This window comes from Kocuria sp. UBA5001 (assembly GCF_002398425.1).
GTDB classification, from domain to species: domain Bacteria; phylum Actinomycetota; class Actinomycetes; order Actinomycetales; family Micrococcaceae; genus Kocuria; species Kocuria salsicia.
The window spans coordinates 62,992-78,425 of the sequence record NZ_DGYR01000009.1 but is presented as its reverse complement, the minus strand read 5'-3'; the positions used below and the strand labels follow the sequence as shown (position 1 = coordinate 78,425).

At 73.1% G+C, this 15,434-nt stretch carries 15 protein-coding genes; 3 read left to right on the top strand and 12 right to left on the bottom strand.

The features are described 5' to 3' along the window. Positions 1-33 precede the first annotated feature (33 nt). From B3G12_RS04295 to B3G12_RS04285, 3 genes are all read right to left on the bottom strand, one after another. A complete protein-coding gene (locus B3G12_RS04295) occupies positions 34-450 on the bottom strand; it encodes a pyridoxamine 5'-phosphate oxidase family protein (RefSeq protein ID WP_055084392.1) in 417 nt (138 codons plus the stop codon). Positions 451-460: 10 nt separating this feature from the next. Further along, positions 461-2,140, bottom strand: a complete 1,680-nt coding sequence (locus tag B3G12_RS04290; RefSeq protein ID WP_290499673.1) for a DUF7059 domain-containing protein — start codon at positions 2,138-2,140, stop codon at positions 461-463. Positions 2,141-2,256: 116 nt separating this feature from the next. After that, positions 2,257-2,709 carry a pyridoxamine 5'-phosphate oxidase family protein gene (locus B3G12_RS04285; RefSeq protein WP_244944725.1) on the bottom strand — a complete coding sequence of 151 codons (453 nt, stop codon included), beginning with the start codon at positions 2,707-2,709 and terminating at the stop codon, positions 2,257-2,259. A gap of 130 nt (positions 2,710-2,839) precedes the next feature. Here B3G12_RS04285 and B3G12_RS04280 point away from each other — a divergent pair, with 130 nt between their 5' ends. Further along, positions 2,840-5,203, top strand: a complete 2,364-nt coding sequence (locus B3G12_RS04280) for a DEAD/DEAH box helicase (protein ID WP_144940856.1) — start codon at positions 2,840-2,842, stop codon at positions 5,201-5,203. 8 nt (positions 5,204-5,211) lie between these two features. Here the strand turns inward: B3G12_RS04280 and B3G12_RS04275 are convergent, their stop codons facing one another. The 8 genes from B3G12_RS04275 to B3G12_RS04240 all read right to left on the bottom strand — a co-directional run bounded on the left by B3G12_RS04275 (position 5,212) and on the right by B3G12_RS04240 (position 12,300). Further along, positions 5,212-5,703, bottom strand: a complete 492-nt coding sequence (locus B3G12_RS04275; RefSeq protein WP_344205129.1) for an Rv3654c family TadE-like protein — start codon at positions 5,701-5,703, stop codon at positions 5,212-5,214. Continuing rightward, positions 5,690-6,175, bottom strand: a complete 486-nt coding sequence (locus B3G12_RS04270) for a TadE family type IV pilus minor pilin (RefSeq protein ID WP_244944726.1) — start codon at positions 6,173-6,175, stop codon at positions 5,690-5,692. The genes B3G12_RS04275 and B3G12_RS04270 overlap by 14 nt, the downstream gene beginning before the upstream one ends. Before the next feature lie 143 nt (positions 6,176-6,318). Next, the gene (locus B3G12_RS04265; protein WP_290499244.1) at positions 6,319-6,717 is read right to left on the bottom strand and encodes a DUF4244 domain-containing protein; all 399 of its coding nucleotides are present in this window, start codon (positions 6,715-6,717) and stop codon (positions 6,319-6,321) included. A 137-nt stretch (positions 6,718-6,854) separates the two neighbouring features. Then, the gene (locus tag B3G12_RS04260; protein WP_244944728.1) at positions 6,855-7,271 is read right to left on the bottom strand and encodes a type II secretion system F family protein; all 417 of its coding nucleotides are present in this window, start codon (positions 7,269-7,271) and stop codon (positions 6,855-6,857) included. A gap of 329 nt (positions 7,272-7,600) precedes the next feature. Further along, positions 7,601-8,371 (bottom strand): type II secretion system F family protein, encoded by a 771-nt coding sequence (locus B3G12_RS04255; RefSeq protein WP_145010036.1) that lies wholly within the window; start codon positions 8,369-8,371, stop codon positions 7,601-7,603. Then, positions 8,368-9,552: a TadA family conjugal transfer-associated ATPase gene (locus tag B3G12_RS04250; protein ID WP_144940864.1), complete on the bottom strand. Its 1,185-nt coding sequence runs from the start codon at positions 9,550-9,552 to the stop codon at positions 8,368-8,370. Before B3G12_RS04250 ends, B3G12_RS04255 begins: the two co-directional genes overlap by 4 nt. Next, positions 9,549-10,553 (bottom strand): septum site-determining protein Ssd, encoded by a 1,005-nt coding sequence (ssd, locus tag B3G12_RS04245; RefSeq protein ID WP_290499241.1) that lies wholly within the window; start codon positions 10,551-10,553, stop codon positions 9,549-9,551. The genes B3G12_RS04250 and ssd overlap by 4 nt, the downstream gene beginning before the upstream one ends. 1,072 nt (positions 10,554-11,625) lie before the next feature. Next, positions 11,626-12,300: a peptidyl-tRNA hydrolase gene (locus tag B3G12_RS04240; RefSeq protein ID WP_290499239.1), complete on the bottom strand. Its 675-nt coding sequence runs from the start codon at positions 12,298-12,300 to the stop codon at positions 11,626-11,628. Positions 12,301-12,554: 254 nt separating this feature from the next. Between B3G12_RS04240 and B3G12_RS04235 the strand changes: the two genes are divergently transcribed. Continuing rightward, entirely contained in the window at positions 12,555-12,704 is a 150-nt protein-coding gene (locus tag B3G12_RS04235; RefSeq protein ID WP_290499237.1) for a hypothetical protein, read from the top strand. A 43-nt stretch (positions 12,705-12,747) separates the two neighbouring features. Continuing rightward, on the top strand, positions 12,748-14,604 hold the full coding sequence (locus tag B3G12_RS04230; RefSeq protein WP_290499235.1) for a bifunctional 3'-5' exonuclease/DNA polymerase: 1,857 nt from the start codon (positions 12,748-12,750) through the stop codon (positions 14,602-14,604). 39 nt (positions 14,605-14,643) lie between these two features. On the opposite strand, the gene B3G12_RS04225 is transcribed toward B3G12_RS04230, so the two are convergent. After that, positions 14,644-15,426, bottom strand: a complete 783-nt coding sequence (locus tag B3G12_RS04225; RefSeq protein WP_290499233.1) for an NUDIX hydrolase — start codon at positions 15,424-15,426, stop codon at positions 14,644-14,646. Between the last annotated feature and the right edge of the window lie 8 nt (positions 15,427-15,434).

Sequence of the window (15,434 nt, the reverse complement as noted above, 5' to 3'; positions counted from 1 at the left end):
CGCTCCCGAACCGTCAGCGTACGGTACGCACCGTCACGCCGGGTCAGAGCCCAGGGTGAACTCTCGTCCCGTGGCGTCGTCCGGCTCAAGGACCACGAAGTGGAACTTCTCGGTGGGCGCCCACTGCTGCAGGGGCAGCTGCTCGGCCGCCTCCAGCTCTGCGCGCGTCTCCAGCCGGCGGGCCCGGCCGTGGACCACCGCGGACTCCACGTGGCCGTCGCGCACCCGGTCCACCTCGAACGCCACGTGGTTGTTCACCACGAGGCTCGCGAGCTTGGTGCCCTGCGCGGTGCGGAAGAACAACCTGCGGTGGCTGACCACGTGGTTGACCGGGAAGATGTCCACCAATCCCGCCGCCTGCACGGCCAGACGGCCGTACGGCAACTCGCTCAGCAGCTCCCACACGCGCTGGGAGTCCATGGTCTGAACGGGATTCGCATTCTCACTCATGGGATCAGTCTTACACCTCCACCAGGAAGCCGTGCCCGATCAGGGCTTTGATTTCGCGCAGCAGCTGGGGCGCCGGGCCGACCTCCCAGCCGAGCAGCGAGCCGAGCGCCGTGAGGATTTGACGGGCGCTGAGCTCCCCGTCGCACACCCCGGTGAAACCGGCGGCCTCGCTCGAGAGGATCGCGGTGCGCCGCAGCCCCGCGCCCTGGCGCAGCAGGATGAGGGCTGGGTCCTCCGCGCCGGGCGCGCCGTGGCGCTCCTCGGTCACGTCCTGCGCGACCGTGTAGTGCCGGTCCTGCCAGCCGTCGTGGGCGGTCCCGACGAGGTCGTGCCCGGCTGTTGCACCCAGCTCGCCGTCGCTGCCGCTTCCGCCGCCATCGGCCGCCAGGCGCAGCATCCGGTCCCACTCGGCACCCAGGGCCGGGGCAATCGGCTGCTGGAGGGGGTGCGGAATGCTCTCGAAGATGCGCGGCGCGGGGGCGGCGTCCTGCGCGGCGGGGCGGTAGAGCCACACCATGCCGAAGCCCACCGCCACGACGCCGCGGGAGTCGAAGTCCTCCAGGTAGGCGCGGTAGGCGGCCTCGTAGTGTGCGAGGTCCCGCTGCTGCGAAGCGTCGCGCAACCACGTCTCCGCGTACTCGCACGGGTCCTGCAGCTCGCGCTGGATGAACCACGCACCGATTCCGGGGGCGATCCAGGACGCCGGCCGGCGGGACCACGTCTCCTCCGGGCCAGCGTCGGGATCTTCGGGGATCTCCCAGTTCGCGAGCATGTGCGCCGTGGCGCCCGGGTTCAGCACGTCCGGAAGCGAGCCGAGCAGGTCGCTGACGAGGCGGTCCCCGGGCAGGCCGCCGTCGCGGTAGGTGTAGCGCTCGGCGTCGTCGCCGGGGGTACGCGGCGTGATGACGAACGGCGGGTTGGAGACCACCATGTCGAAGCTCTCCCCGGCCACGGGCTCGAGCAGGCTGCCGCGCCGCAGGCTCACACGGGCATCGAGGTCCTCCGCGTCCAGGCCGAGGGCCTCCGCGTTGAGGAGCAGGTTGAAGCGCGCCGTGGCCAGGGCGCGGTCGGAGATGTCCGTGGCCGTGACGTGGTGGGCGTGGGAGAGCAGGTGGAAGGTCTGGATCCCGCAGCCGGTGCCGAGGTCCAGGGCGCGGTCCACCGCGCGGCGCGGCGTCGACTGCACGAGCGTGGTGGAGGCCCCGCCGATGCCCAGCACGTGGTCGTGGCGCAGCACCCCCGGGCGCTGGAAGGCACCGAGGTCGCTCGCCACGAACCACTCGTCCGAGGCGTCCGTGGCGTAGGGGCGCAGATCCATCGTCGCCAGCAGGGCGTCGTCGGAGGGGCCGTCCTCGACAAGTCCCAGGGCGCGCAGGCCCGCCGCGCCCACGGTGGGCAGGGCGGCGTCGAGCGCCGCGGCCGGGACGGGATCCCCCAGCAGGAAGAAGGAGGCGAGGGTCGCCAGCGCCGGAGCCGCGTGGCAGTGACGCTCCAGCGCCCGTCGGGCAGGGACGGCCTCGTCCCGCGACCACGCGGACATGGCCTGCTCGCCGACCAGCTCGGTGACCCCGTCCACGGTGAACCCCGCGGCCGTGAGGTCCGTGTGCAGCTCCCGCAGCGCCGCGGGGTCGTCGGAACGCGGAGCGCCCGGAACGGTACTGAACTCGGGCCTGAACCCGGGATCGAGCACAGCCCCGGAGTCAGGGAGAGCGCTGGCATCGGGGCGGGCGCCGACGTCGGAGAGCCCGCCGGAATCGGGGAGCCCCGTGCCGCGCTGGGCGCTGCCGTGCTGCGTGTCCGCCACCCTCAGTGTCCCAGGCGGAACTTGCGGCCAGTGATGCGCGTGGGGGTGATCTCCACGAACTCGATCTTCTCCGTCTCCAGCCACGGCCGCAGCCCGAGCTCCTCCACATGCTTGATCTGCTCCGTGTCCGTGACCATGGCCGCGGTTCCGCGGACCACCACGGAGTGCGCCTGCGAGCCAGCGGCGCGGTCGATCTCCACCGTGACGTTGGGGTTCAGCTGCAGGTGCAGCACCTTGGTGCCCTTGGCCGAGCGGAAGAACAGCTTCTCACCGTCCGTGACGATGTTCAGCGGGGTGATGTCGATCTCGTCCCCGTCCCGGGTGGCCAGGCGCGCGAAACGGGACTGCTTGAGCAGCTCCCAGCTCTCCGCTTCGCTCAGCTCGGTCACGGGCGGCTCCTGCCGGGAGTCGTCCTGCTCGTGGGCGATGTTCATGGGGTGCTCGGTGTTGTCCATGGTTCCATGATTCCACGCACCGACCCCGAGCGGGCGGTGCACAGCATTCCGCTCTTCGCCCGCCGCGGACGAGGGCGCTGCGGGCGCGGGAGGCGCGGATCCGGCAGGTGCGCTGGGGGACAATGAGGGGATGACGACGTCGCAGGAGATGGTGGACCTGCTCGGCCGCGGTCCGCGCCCCGAGCAGGTGCGCCACGTGCGCGAGATTCCGGAGCGGCAGGCCACCCACGCGCCGTGGCCCGCATGGCTGCACCCGGACGTCGTCGCCGCCTACGAACGGCTTGGCATCCACGAGCCCTACGCGCACCAGGTAGCCGCGCTGGACGCACCCCGCCACGCGATCGTGGCCACGGGAACGGCCTCCGGCAAATCGCTGGTCTACCAGTCGCTCGTGCTCGACGCCGTCCACCGCGGGAAACTGGCCGTGGCCCAGCGCCCCGGGATGCTGCACCACCCGGACGAGGCCACCGCGCTGTACATCTCCCCCACCAAGGCGCTCGCGGCGGACCAGCTCTCCTCCCTGCGCTCGCTGCGTTTCGAGGACGTGCGCACCGCCACCTACGACGGGGACACCGACCCCTCCGAGCGGCGCTGGATCCGTGAGCATGCGGACGTGATCCTGTGCAACCCGGACATGCTGCATCACGCGATCCTGCCGCACCACGCGGGCTGGTCCCGGTTCTTCCGCCGGCTGCGGTACGTGATCGTGGACGAGGCACACTCCTACCGCGGGGTCTTCGGCTCCCACGTGGCGGTCCTGCTGCGCCGCCTCACGAGGATCGCCGCGCACTTCGGTGCTTCTCCGACTTTCATCGGGGCCTCCGCCACCAGCGCCTCCCCGCAGGAGTCCTTCGCCAAGCTCATCGGCGCGGATCCCGCGGACGTCACCGCGGTGGAGCAGGACACCTCCCCGCGCGGTTCCCGCACCGTGGTGCTGTGGGAGCCGGAGCAGTCCCCCGGCGGCTCGGACAACGGCGCCCCGCGGCGTCGCACGGTCACCGCCGAGGCCTCGGACATGCTCACCGACCTGGTGCTGCGCCAGATCCGCACCATTGCGTTCATCCGCTCCCGCCGCGGTGCGGAGACCATTGCCCAGAACGCCCGCCGGCAGCTCGAGGAGGTGGACGCCTCCCTCGGTCACCGCGTGGCGGCCTACCGCTCGGGGTTCCTGCCGGAGGAGCGCCGGGAGCTCGAGCAGCAGCTGCGGGACGGACGCCTGCTCGCCGTGGCGAGCACCTCCGCACTGGAGCTCGGCATCGACATCGCGGGGCTCGACGCCGTGCTGGTCGCCGGGTGGCCCGGCACCCGGGCCTCCTTCCTGCAGCAGATCGGTCGCGCCGGGCGCTCCGGACAGCGCGCGCTCGCGGCGCTGATCGCGGCGGACGACCCCCTGGACGGCTACCTGGTCAACCACCCGGAGGCGATCTTCGACGTCCCGGTGGAGGCCACGGTCTTCGAGGCGTCCAACCCCTACGTGCTCGCCCCCCACCTGTGCGCGGCGGCCGCCGAACTCCCGCTGCGCCCGGACGAGCTGGCGCGCTTCGGCCCCACGGCGCACGACGTCGTGGACTCCCTCACGAACGCCGGTCACCTGCGACGTCGGCCCTCCGGCTGGTTCTGGACCCGCTCCGAGCAGCCTGCCGCAATGGTCTCCATCCGCTCCGGGGACGGCGGGCCCGTGCAGATCATCGACACGGACACCGGATCCGTGCTGGGGACCATGGGTGCTCCACAGTCGCACTACCAGGCGCACCCCGGCGCGGTGTACGTGCACCAGGGCCGCACGTACCTGGTGGACGAGCTGGACGAGGAGCTGAACGTGGCCGCAGTGCGGCGCGCGTTCCCGGACTTCTACACGGTGGCCCGCGACGTCACCGAGGTGCGCGTGCGCTCCGTGGCGGACACGGTGTCCTGGGGTCCTGTGACCATCCACCGAGGAGAGGTGGACGTGACGACGCAGGTGGTCAGCTACCAGCGCAAGCTCACCGCCTCCAACGAGGTGGCCGGGGAGGAGCCGCTCGAGCTCCCTCCGCGGCAGCTGTCCACCGTGGCCACGTGGTTCACGGTCTCCGGCGCCCAGCTGGCCTCGATGGGCATCGAGGAGCCAGAGATCCCCGGGGCGCTGCACGCCGCTGAGCACGCGATGATCGGGCTCCTTCCGCTGCTCGCCTCGTGCGACCGCTGGGACGTGGGGGGACTCTCCACGGCGCTGCACGTGGACACCGAGCTGCCCACGATCTTCGTGCACGACGGCCACCCCGGCGGTGCAGGCTTCGCCGAGCGAGGTTACGACATGTTCCGGCGCTGGATCACCGCCACCCGGGACGCGGTCGCCCAGTGCGAGTGCGAGTCCGGGTGCCCCTCCTGCGTGCAGTCGCCCAAGTGCGGCAACCGCAACAACCCGCTGGACAAGGCCGGGGCGCTGAAGCTGCTCAACGGGGTGCTGCGCTTCGCGCCCACCGAAGAGCCGCCCCGCGAGGGCCCGGCGGACTGACGACGCCGTCACGGCTCGCCCGCCGGCGGTCCCGCGCGGGAGACTCCCGTGGCCGGTCCCAGACCCGTGATCGGCTGCGGCAGCTCGATGGTCGCGGTGACGTCCACCGAGGTGTTCTCCGGTGCCACCACCGAACAGTCCGCGAGCTGGGCGCCGTTCTCCTCCGCCACCCGCGCGGCGACGTCGCACGGGATGCCGGAGCTCAGGCCCCTGGCGACGTCCGCCGCGGCGAGCGCCGAGAGGTCCGCCGCCTTCGCCGCGCGGTGGGTGAGGATCCCCGCCTGTGCGACGAGCAGCAGGGCGATGAGCAGGAAGCACAGCGCCCCCGCCATGGTCGTGCCGTGAACGGTGCCGGATCCCGCGTCGGGATCGCCCGGCCGCGGCCCGCATGCTTCGCGGTGCCAGCCGTGCGGACCTCCGCCGTCGCAGGCGCCGCACTGGCCTCCCCGAGCCAGGAGTGGCTGCCCGGCCCCCGCAGCACCGTCCTCACGGCCCGGCACTGTCGCCCCCGTGGTTCTCGACGGCGGCCGTCGCCTCCGCGTGCAACCGCCAGGAGCTCCACTGCCCCAGGACACCCGGGGCGGGTCCACTCACGGACACCGTGACCCGGTTCCCGCCCGCGAAGACCTGCACCGCGGCGTCGTTCCCGGCAACGCTGCGCGCCGCGCCCTCCACTGCGGCGGTGTCCTCGCCGCGCGCGGCGGCCCGGGCTGACGCTCGGGCCGCCTCCTCGAAGCGGACGGTCGTGGTGCCGGCGGCTGCCGCGGCGAGCAGAACGGCGAGCAGGAGGATCAGCGCGGGCATGATGACGGCGGTCTCCACCGTCACCGCCCCGCGGTCCGGGCCGCGGCCGAAGGTGCGGTCGGAGCCGTGAGACGGATCGGGCTTGCCGCGGTGGCCGAGGCGGCCTCCGGACGCGCGGTCCGCGTCACCCGCCGGGTTGCCCCGTCGCGCCGGTGGTGGATGGTCCATGGTCTTCCTTCCGTGGAACGGCGGTCCTGCCCCTGCACTGACGGAGCAGCCACCAGGTGAACGGCTTCCCTGAACCGTCGCGCGGCCCGCCATCCGTGGGTGGGGACCGCGCGACGGATGCCCGGGCAACGACGTCGTCGGGCTCAGAACGATAGCGCCTTCTGGATGATGCCGAGCAGCAGTCCAGAGACGGAGTCCGAGGACAGCACGGCAGCCATGACCCCGCCGAACGCCGCGGCAGCCAGCACGATGACCGCGTACTCCGCGGTCGATGCGCCCAGGTCCGGGTCGTCGCAGGACAGGGCCTGCGGTACCCGCACCAGTGCGGTGCCGCCGGATGCGGGGCCGCACGCGGGGCCGGGTGCTCCACCGCGTACGGGGACAGAGGCAGTGGCGGGTCCCGCGAGCGCGGTGACGGTGCACGCCTCGGTCTCCGTGACCGCGTCGAGCAGCCGCAGGTCGATGGTCTCCATCGGGATCTCGGTCCCAGCGGCGGGAACGGGACGGCCGGTGCGGACGGCGGGAAGGGTGAGCGTTGACATGGTGGTTCTCCTAGCGTGGTGAGGTGTGTGTGGTTGGTGCGGGACGTGCGACGGGGCGGGCCGCGGACAGGACCGCGAGCTGGGCTGCCACCCGGGCGGGGCGCGCCCCAGCCCGGTCGGGTGCCTCCGCGGGCGGGTCATGACTCGAACACCCGGGGCAGCAGGCTCATGAGCACGGGGACCACGCCCCAGCACATGAACGCGGGCAGGAAGCACAGGCCCAGCGGCAGGACGAGCTTCACGGCGAGCGCTTCGGCCGCCCGCTCGGCACGGCGGTACTGGGCACGTCGCACGAGTTCGGCCTGCCCCCTCAGCACGGACGCGGACGCCGTGGCCGACGACGCCGTGAACTCCAGCGCGTCCCGGAAGTCACGCAGGTCCCGGGAGAGTTCGCGGTCCGCGGGCCAGGCCTTGTCCCAGGGCAGGCCAAGACGCAGGGCGGCCGTGACCCGGGCGAGCCCCGGATGGGCGGTGCCAGCGCAGCCCTCGGAGAGGATGCCGACGGCCTCCGAGAGCGGCAACCCAGCGTCCAGCTGACAGGCGGTGAGTTCCACGAGGGCTGCGGCGGGCAGCGCAGGCGCCTCGCTCGGGGAAGATTCCGATCCGGTGTTTCCGGGTGTGACCCCACCGAGCGAGGACGCACTTCCGTGACCGGTTTCCGGTCTCTGCCCAGGGGTCGCGGCCAGCCCGTGAGACCTCTGGGCCGAGCGCTGTGCTCCTGCCAGGACAGTTCTCTCCGTGGAGCCGACGAGACGAGTACCACGCGGCACCGGCAGGAACCCACCCGGGCGGCGTCGCGCCCGGAGGCCCGGCACCCGTGTCCCGGGAGAGAGCCACAGCAGCATCCCGCACGCGCCCAGGGCACCGGCGAGCAGCGCGGCGATCACGCTCCCGTCACCGACTCGGCACGGTGCAGCAGGGCGCGTGTCCACAGCCGCCCCGCGATGCTCAGGGCGGCCCCGGCAGCGAGCGCGAGCCTGCCCCACGTGGTGGTCAGCAGCGTGCTCGCCGGGTCGGTGCCCATGAGCATCCCGAGACCCAGCGCGAGAACCGGCAGCCACGAGAGGGTTCGCACCGTGACGCGGGGACCGGCGAGGGCGCTGTCCCGGGCGGCTTGGGCGTCGAGCTGGGACTCGAGGGAACGGGCGACTCCCCCGAGGGTCTGTCCCAGGGGAGCCCCGGAGCGTTCCGAGATCTCCCAGCAGGCCGTGAGCTGAGCGCACACCGAGCGGGCGGTCCCGGCGAGCTGGCGGTCCCCCACGGGAACGGAGCCGTGTGAGAACCTGGCGAGGCCCGTGGAGACGGGAACGCCCACGCGGGCGGCGGCGTGCACGTCGCGGCACAGGCGCGCAATCCAACGGCCCGTGGGATCAGCCGTCGGGGAGGTCGTCACGAGTTCCCCGAACACCGAGGAGGGCGAGCGGCCGGCCTGCAGCAGGGCCGCCAGACGGCGCACCGCGGTAACCCACTGCATGGCTTCGCCTGCGCGGTCCCGGCGGCGCCACCGGGCAAGCGGGGACGGCTGCTCGGCCGCGTCCCAAGGCATCCGGAGACCACCCGCGAGGGCGCGCACGCGGCGTCGGGAGCCCGGGGCACCGGTCAGGACGAGTGCCGCGGCGAGGAAGAGGATCCCCGTGAGGACGGCGAGGGTCATGACGTCTCCCGTCCTCGGGCCAGCAGCGTGGTGAGCCGGTTCCACCCGGGGCCCTTGACCGGCTGCCCGTGCTCCGCGGTGAGGGCGGGCAGGGTGATCAGCACGCCGTCGTCGAGGGCCAGCGTGCACACCGAGTCCAACCGCCGCCCGGCCGCAGTGCGGCTGACGTGCGCCACGAGGTCCAGTGCGCTGGCAGCCTGCAGGTCCACGGCAGCGCGGTCGAGACCAGCCAGGGAGCCGAGGGCGGCGAGGCGCGCGGGAACGGCCCGGGCGGAGTTCGCGTGCACCGTCCCGGCACCGCTGTGACCGGTGTTCAGGGCGCTCAGCAGGTCCCGGACCTCGGCGCCGCGGCACTCTCCGACCACGAGCCAGTCCGGGCGCATCCGCAGGGCCTGGCGCACGAGTTCCGTGAGGTCCACAGAACCCGCGCCCTCCACGTTCTCCTGGCGGGACTGCAGACCCACCACGTGCGGATGGTGCGGGTCCAGCTCGGCGGCGTCCTCCACCAGCACGAGCCGCTGCTCGGGCGGGCAGCGGGAGAGCAGGGCGGAGAGCACGGTGGTCTTCCCGGAGCCGGTCGCGCCGCTGATCATGAGGTTGGCCCGCGCGGCCATGGCATCGGTGAGGACGTCCGCGAGGAACGGGTGCACCGTCCCGGAGGCGACCAGGTCCGCGAGCGAGAGCCGTTGCGGGGACCGGAACCTGATGGACAGCAGGGTCCCAGAGGTGGAGACCGGCGGAATCACGGCGTGGACGCGCAGCCCGGTGGCGGTCTGGACGTCCACGCACGGGTGGCCGTCGTCCAGCCGCCGACCCGCGGCCGTCACGAGCCGCACCGCGAGCGCCCGCACCTCGGCCTCGGACGTGAACGGACTGTCCACCCGGCGGATCCCGTCCAGGGTCTCGATGAAGACATTCTCGTGGCCGTTGACGTAGACGTCACTCAGACCCGTGGTGGGCAGCAGCGGTTCCAGGGGGCCGAGACCGGTCAGCTGGGCCTTCACGTGCAGGGCGGCCCGCACCGATCCCACGGCTCCGAGCACGCGGCCGGTCTCCCGAACAGCCCGGGCGATCCGGGTGTCCGTGATCGCACCGCCTTCTGCAAGGAGGCGTTCGCGGACCTGGGCGACGAAGGCGTCGTCGAGCTCGGCGGCACCGCCCCGAGTGCCGGCGGCGTTCACGACAGGTCTCCCAGGGCCTGCGCGATGCTTGCCACCGCTCTTGCGTGGCGGGGACGACGGCCGCGGCGCAGGACGGTGCCGTCGTCGAGGTGCTGCGGCACCCGGGGATCGAAGCCGATCGTGGCCGCGCACGGGACACCCGTGGTCTCGGCGAGCACGCGGGCCTCCAGGTCCGCCACGTTGAGCCCCGCCAAGGCGGTCACGACGGGAACCGGCCCGCAGCGTCTCACGGTGTGGTCCGCGGCGAGCGCGCCACGGACGGTGCGGGGCGTCACGACCACGACGGCGTCGCACCACCGTGCCTGCTCCTCCAGTTCTGTGCGTGAGAGGTCCACGACCTGCACGTCGGCGGCGCCCCGCAGCGCGGCAACCACCGTGGTTGCGGGAACCGTGTCCGTGTGGGTGGCCCGGCGGTCCCACGAGAGGTAGCGCAGGGAGTCCACCCGCGGCATGGCCGCCCACAGCTGATCCGCGGCGACGGCGCCGGAGAACTGGTTCAGCTCCGGCCACCGCAGCCCGTCGGCGGTCTCCTCTCCGAGGGCGAGGTCCAGACCCGCGCCGAGGGGATCGCCGTCCACCAGTGCGGTCCGCGTCCCGTCCCCGGCGAAGTGCCCGGCGAGCCAGCACGCGAGGGTGGTGGCACCCGCTCCCCCGGTGGCGCCGGCGACGCCGTACACGCGCCCGAGCGCGATCGGCCCCTCGGGCGCGGTCGAGCGGGAGATCAGTTCGGCGAGCCACGCCGCCGCGTGGGGCAGCACCACCACGGCCGAGGCACCACGGCGAGCGGCGGCGTCCCACGCGTCGCCCTGCTCGGCGAGCGCCACGATCACGGCACCGCGGGGCACCTCGTCACCGCCCAGAGCGGCGTCCACGAGAAGCAGCTCCGACGACGTCGCCCGCGTCCGCTGGGCACCCGACGTCACCGAGAGCGGCACACCCACCCCGATGCACACCGCCTCGACGGCTTCCACAAGCTGCGGGCAGGTGCTGAGAAGATGCACCCCGCGTGCGGCTCCCGCCATGGCGCGGGGAACGGCGGGGCGGTGGTCCGCAGCCTCGGGCCCGGTGGGCTGTGATCGGTGCGACGGGGTCCCGACCCGGCTCTGCTGCGGGGAACTGCGCGCCGCGATCGGCGAAGAAACGGAAAGCTCCCCGCCCCCCGCAGCGGCGGGCGGCACGGGCGCTGACGTGTCCGCACGGTGGGACCGACGGGTCCGGGTGCCGGGGCCTGTAAGGGGTGCGCTGGTCATGCCCCCACGGTGGTCGGGGTGGGCCGTCACATGGCCCGGAGGCCCTCCGATTGTGGAGGCCCAGGCCATCGCCGCGACGGTGCGACGGCCTGTGGAGGATGCCCGCCGCGGGTGTCGGGCTGCGGTGGTGCGGCCGGTGAACTGGCCAGGACGAGCCCCGTCCAGAAGACCGGAACAGGAGTGCGCCCGGCGCGGCTCAGCCCAACTCCGGCCGATCGGCCATTGTGGCCACAGCCATGATTCCCACCCATGGATTGATGGACATCAAACCTGTGAACAGGTCATCGGTTGTGAAAGCACTGGGATGGTGGTTGCTCCAGGTCGCCCTGGTGGTGGTCGTGGTCACCACCGCCACCGCAGCCGCAGCCGTCGTTGCACAGCGGGCGAAGAACCGGCAGGAGAAGGGGATGGGGACGACGGTCGACGGCGCCAAGCGTCGGTGCAGCACCGTCGTCAATCGTCCCGCAGTTGATGTCCCCCGGGTGATCGACGACGTGTGTCTCCACGACCCCGAGCTGGGACTTCGGACGAACACCGCGGAGGGAGGAAGCATCACCACCGGCATCTCTTCCTCCTCCTGGGGTGAGCGCATCCGCTTCTCCGTGGAACCGGTGCCGACCACCGAGTCCGAGGCGACTGCCGCCTGCCGCCCTGCGTTTCCCCTGGACATCACCAGCTGGGGTCGCCGCGGGAAGAACCTCTACGCGTTCCCCCGTGCGGTCCATGAAACCCCCGCCCCAGGCCGTCTCTGCTCGCGAAGACGCGTAGCAGCGCGAGGTGACCGAGCGTCGTCGTCCCCCGCCACGGCCACGGGGAAGGACCGTCACCACCACGCCCGGGTCGTGTCCGTGGGCCCGTCCAGTTCGGTCAGTCCGGCGTCCGTGACGGTGACCGGTCGCCGCGCGGCATCCCACTGCACCCGCGACGGGAACACCACGCGCACCCGGTAGCCGTCGGCCGCCCACCGCTCGCGCACGTCCCCGGGCAGAACCTCCCAGGCGAGTTGCGCGGCGTGCCCGCACTGCGCGGCCAGCTTCCCGGTCGAGATGCCGAGCCCGGGCGCCACCTCCACAGTCACCACGGCGCCCGACGACGCCGAATCGCCGTCCTCCGGGAAGTTCGTCCCCGAGACCTGGAGCTTGTGGAGGGCCTTCGGCAGCGGCTGCACCGGCGCCGGCACGAACGCCCGCACGATCGCGTCCCCGTAGTCCCCCGCCCCCTCCTGCCGCACGGTCACGCCGGGCAGCTGCTGGACGTCGTCCCACCGTTTGCCCTCCGCGCGCCGCACGAGTTTGCGGATTTGCACGTCCCGCCACGTCCGCACGGCCTCGTGCCACGGCCCGCCGGGAACGCTGCGTTCGTCCGCCAGCAGGGTCACGACGGCGCGCGCGGCCGCCTCCGCCACGTCCACCTCCCGCGCCGGGTTCGCGCGGTCCCGGTGCACCACCAGCTGCATGGCCCAGGGGACGTCCTGCTCGTCGTTCGGCTCGCTCGTCATGCACCGAGTCTCCCACCGCCGTCCGACCCCTGCCGACGACGCCGCGGTGCTCCGGCCCGCGTGGCGGACCGGGCACGCCACTTCGCCCCGGCAGGTCAGGAGGAGGCCGCAGAGGTGGTGGGGTGGCGGCACGACGTCGTGGAGGACACCGGGGTCACACTCGACGATCTCCGCGAGGACTTCCCCGAGGAGATCGTGACCGGGGCGGACGCCATGACCCGGCGGCAGGGGGGAGAGACGTCTACTACCGGCGTGTGGCCGCTCATCCCCTGGCGCGTGCCGTGGAACAGGCGGATCGGGACGACAGCACCGACCCCGCCCGAACCGCCCTGCTGGACGAGGAGACCCGCGCGCGGCTGGCGCGCAAGCACACCCGCTCCCGGGACGTGCTCGCGGCGGGGTGACGCCTCCGGCGCGGCGTCGGACACCCACCGCATAATGAGGCCCATGCACATTGTGGTGGCCGCCGCCGAGCCCGGGACCTGGGTCCTGCGGGTGGTCTCCGCGGACGGCGAGCGCGCGGGGGACGACCTCACGGTCACGGACGCCGAGTTTCCCCGTCTCGTCGCCCAGCGTGAGGAGGCCGCTCACCGGGCCGGTGTGGCGCCACCGGTGTGGACGTGGCTGGACACCTCCGTCCCCGTTGCCCTGTTGAACACGGCGGGCGTGTGGGTGAGCCGCTGCCGGGACCTCGGGCTGTGCTCGACCATCCTGACGACCGCGTCCACGGCTCCCGGCTCGGGTGCCCCGCCTGCGACCGCACCGGCGGGCAACCCGACGTCTGGAACACCCCCTCAGACCCAGAATCCGCGGGCTGGAGGGACATATCAAGGCACCGGGACCGCGGTCGGCTCCGAGGCGAACGTGCCGCACCCGCTCGACTACCGGCCCGTCGTCGACCCCCCGGCCGCCCGCCACGCCCCGGGCCCGCGGGCACCGGTGGCCGCGAATCAGGGCTCGCTGTTCGCTGTTGCCTCCGAGACCGGCCCGGGCATCGACGAACTGACCGCGGAGCTTGCGGCACAGACGAAGGCCTGCGCGAGTGCGCGCAATCCCGCGAGGCTGGGGCGCCTTCTCGGCCTGGAGTCCCAGGGCGCGCTGGTCGCCGAGGAGATGCGCCACCGTGGCATCCCGTGGAACACGGAGGTCCACCGCGCGATCCTCGAGGACCTGCTGGGTCCGGAGCCCAGGGGTGAGGAACGCCCCGCCCGCATGCAGGAACTCGCAGAGCGGGTGCGCGAGGTGCTCGCCGCGCCCACCCTGAACCCCGACTCCCCCGTGGAGCTGCTCAAGGCCCTGCGCAACGCCGGGGTGGACGTGGACACCACCCGCGCGTGGAAGCTCCAGGACTGGACGCTCGTCAACGGCCAGCCGCAGGAGCAGCGTGTGGCCGTGGTGGCGCCCGTGCTGGAGTACAAGAAGCTCTCGCGCGTCTTCTCCGCCACGGGCTGGCACTGGCTGGAGACCTGGGTGCAGGACGGCCGGTTCCACCCCGAGTACGTGGTGGGCGGCGTCGTCACCGGGAGGTGGGCCGCCCGCGGTGGTGGTGCGCTGCAGATCCCCAAGTACATTCGCGACGCCGTGCGGGCCGAGCCGGGACGCGCGCTCGTCGTCGCGGACGCCGCCCAGTTGGAACCGCGCGTGCTCGCGATCCTCGCGCGCGACGACGCCCTGGCCGAGGCCTCGCGCGGCCGCGACCTCTACGCGTCCATCGCCGAGCAGGGCCAGGCACGCCGCACGGAACTGACGGAGCGCGCGGACGCGAAGGTCGCGCTGCTCGGTGCGATGTACGGGGCGACGTCGGGCGCGGCGGGGCGCTTCATGCCCCAGCTGACGAGGTTGTTCCCGCGAGCGGTGGGCTACGTGGAGCACGCCGCCCGGGTGGGCGAACGCGGTCAGCAGGTCTGCACGTACCTGGGCCGCTGGTCCCCCGCGCCGGGGCCGGAGTGGTTCGAGGTCCAGCGCGCGACCGACACCGAGGCTGGCGAGCACCGTGCCACCCGTGAGGCCCGCAGCCACGGCAGGTTCTCCCGCAACTTCGTGGTGCAGGGCTCGGCGGCCGAGTGGGCGCTCGCGTGGCTCGGTCTCATCCGCCAGGGCCTGCACCGGTCGGGTCTGGATGCGCGGCTGGTCTTCTTCCTGCACGACGAGGTCATGGTCGACTGCGCCGAGGAGCACGCGGAACAGGTACGGGAACTGGTGGTCGACGCCGCGGAGCAGGCGGTGCGCACGGTGTTCGGAACGGTCCCCGTGGAGGTCCCGGTGGCGACGAACGTGGTCAGGTCCTACGCGGAGGCGAAGTAGCCACGGCCGAGCGGCCCCTGCGTCGTCGGCCGAGTCCCTCTACTCCCCCGGACCCGCACCCGGCGCCGGCCGCTTCACCGAGCGGTCCCACTCCACGGACCACCCGAGCCGGTCCAGGATCCGGTCCAGGACGACCCCCGTGAAGCCCCACACGGTCACGGTCTCGGCCACCCCAGCAACGTGCACGTCGAACGCCGGGGACTTGTAGGTGTACGCGCCGCGGGTGACGGTCGCGTAGTACCGGTGGGCGGGGTTGATGAGGTCCAGCACGGGCACTCGGAACACGAGCGAGGACTCCGCGTGGTCCACCACGTCCACGGGGGACTCCTTGCACCACCACCCGATCACCGGCGTGACCAGGTGGTTGCTCACCGGCAGCGGCACAGGGTGCAGCGCACCGAGCACGTCCACGCCCTCGGGATCGAGGCCCGTCTCCTCGTGGGCCTCGCGCAGCGCGGCGCGCACGTGAGGGGCGCTGACCCGCCCTGCGGGGGCGTCCAGGAACGTGCCGATCTGCCCGTCCGGCGGGTCGAGCCGGCCTCCGGGGAAGGCCACCTGCCCGGGGTGCGCGCGCAGGGTGGAGGCACGCTGCACCAGCAGCACGTCCAGGTCCCGCCCGGGGCCCTCCGCGTGCTCGGCGTAGGCGGAGGGCACGCTGTCCAGCGCACCGAAAAGGATGAGCACCGCGGAGTGCCGGTAGTTCTCGTCCAGCTCACCGATCCGCCAGGGTTCGCGGTCGTGCATGATCACGGAGTCGCCGTGCCGCGCGAGCTCCACCAGCTGCTCGCGGGGCCCGCCCTGGATCGGGGAAGAAGTGGTCATCGTCCGTC